The organism is Microcoleus sp. S13C4, assembly GCF_036700865.1.
Classification (GTDB): Bacteria; Cyanobacteriota; Cyanobacteriia; order Cyanobacteriales; family Microcoleaceae; genus Microcoleus.
In genome coordinates this window covers 1-2,139 of the sequence record NZ_JAUBPS010000157.1, presented here as the reverse complement: position 1 = coordinate 2,139, position 2,139 = coordinate 1, and the positions used below count along the sequence as shown (strand labels likewise).

The following is a 2,139-nucleotide window of genomic DNA, read 5'->3' as shown; positions in this document are numbered from 1 at the left end:
TATACAAAGAGAAACATCCCGCCGCCTTGCCCTGCGCCTTTGTTGCCCTCAAAGCGACTGTTCCGAATGGCGATCGTCCCACCGACAGACCCAGGTGTACTATTTGGGCCGGAAGCATTAGCACCGTCGGTGTAAATTGCACCGCCATAACCACTGGTATTTGCTCCGGTTCCTGCCGTAGAATCGTTATTTAAAAAAGTTGAATTTTCGACGGTTAGGTTGCCCAAAAGGTGGTTAATGGCCCCGCCGTTAATGCCTTTGTTGTTGGTAAAAGTAGAGCCTTTGACAGTGAGAGAACCTCCACTTTTTGTGCTGATCGCACCGCCACCTCGTTCGCTGTTAGCCGATCGCCCGTCGTTGCCAGTAAAGGTACTGTTGAGCACATTAGTGGTACTCTTGAAACCCGCGTAAATGCCACCAGCGTAACCAGCAACATTATTATTGACTTGGCAATTTTCTAAAGTTAAAGTACTGTTACCTCCCGTTTTAATGCCACCACCGCTGCTAGTATCCTCATTATTCGGATCGGTTCCAGAAACTTTGCCGTTGGCAACAATCAGGTTTTTTAGAGTAACATTTGTCGAACCTTCTGTGAAGATTACCCGCGAAGTGTTGTTGCCACTGATGGTTAAATTGCTAGCACCACTTGCATCAAGTGTCAAGTTTTTATTGATGACAAGTTGACCGGAAGTTAGAGTAATTGTTTGGCTGGCAAGACTGGAGGCAAATTGAATGGTATCGTCGGCCGCTGCGGAGGCGATCGCATCTCTCAAGGAACCGGATCCGCTATCGTTATTGTTGGTAACCGTAATAGTCTTTAAAGTCCCTCGGTAATCCGCCATTGCGTCTGGAGTCAAGGCTAGCGGTGCTTCAATATCACCCTTGGTAAACTCCAAATTCCAGTTACCACCGCGGCCAGTGCGATCTGTAGATGCTGCAATATCAGCCCCCGTTAACTCGCCCAGGCGATCGACAAAATCACTACCCGAACCCGCAGCAACATCGCAACCGTAAATCACGATATCAGCTTTTTCGCTCAGTGCATTTCGCCAATCTTGCAACTGACTTTCATATTGTGGCAAATTATCCGAATTCAACGTCGCAGAACCAAGCTGTAAGCTGCCAGAATTGCCGTGAGAAAAAATGTGAACTTGGTCTACAGTTCCTCCCGCCGCAGCGATAGTTTGCAGTTTAGCAGTAATTTGCTCGACTCCGTTGCCATTTTTCTCTAATATGATTGTCTCCGTACCTGGAAGCACGCCGCCCGCCAGATTTTGATAGTCATCTAAGTCTGAGTCAATGAAGACAATAGATTTAGGAAGAGAATTGGGGATACCAGATTGTGAATCTATACTGGCAAAAATTGAACTCATTTTGCATACCCATGTGAATGTTTACTATGTGCTGTAGATTCACCTTGAAAGCAGAAGATTAGAGATGCTGGAAACCGCAAGCAGAATGAATACCTCAGCGATCAACCTGGGGAATTCCAATTAAGGAGAAAAGTTTCTTGTTCTCCATGATTGAAATCCGGTACTTGTATCGGGAGAGGGGTTTTGGTCTGTTGCGACTGCGAGTTTGATAGCGATTAACGGCAGAGGATGTAATGTAAACTCCTGAACCTAGAAACTCTATATGTAGAGTGCACAATACGCATCTTACCGATATAAGTGGCCCATCAAACCATTTTTGTTCCTGAGTCATGGGAAATTCAGAAAAGATATGGGCGGCTCCGAATTCCTAATAATTGACCTAGCTAGTACCTTATACATTTGCCTTGCCTAAAACCGGAAAATTTACATCCAACCTTGATTAATTTTTCCTGTTGGCCCGATCGCAAAAACTTCCAGAAAAGGCGAAATTCAGTTGGTGAGAAAGCTTGCTTTATTCGGGCGGTACTCGTTGTGCACCCTACGAGATTTTCCGCTTCTGGTAAGATGCGCGTTGCACACCCTACCAGAGGCAGTTAGATTGTTACCTGAGTGAAATCGCTAGCGGTGAGAATACCGGGCGTAATATTGTTAAGCTTCGCTAACAATTGATTGGTGCCAGTCACACTAACCACAGTCTGATTGTTGGTAGAAGTGATGCTGAGTTGATTGAAACTCAAACCCGGATTCAACCCTATTAAATCCTCGC

1 protein-coding gene is annotated in these 2,139 nt (G+C 45.6%); it reads right to left on the bottom strand.

The window, feature by feature from the left end:
- The coding region (locus QT996_RS28340; protein WP_333050819.1) for a DUF4347 domain-containing protein at positions 1-1,373 on the bottom strand (1,373 nt) is incomplete at its 3' end.
- Positions 1,374-2,139: the final 766 nt, after the last annotated feature.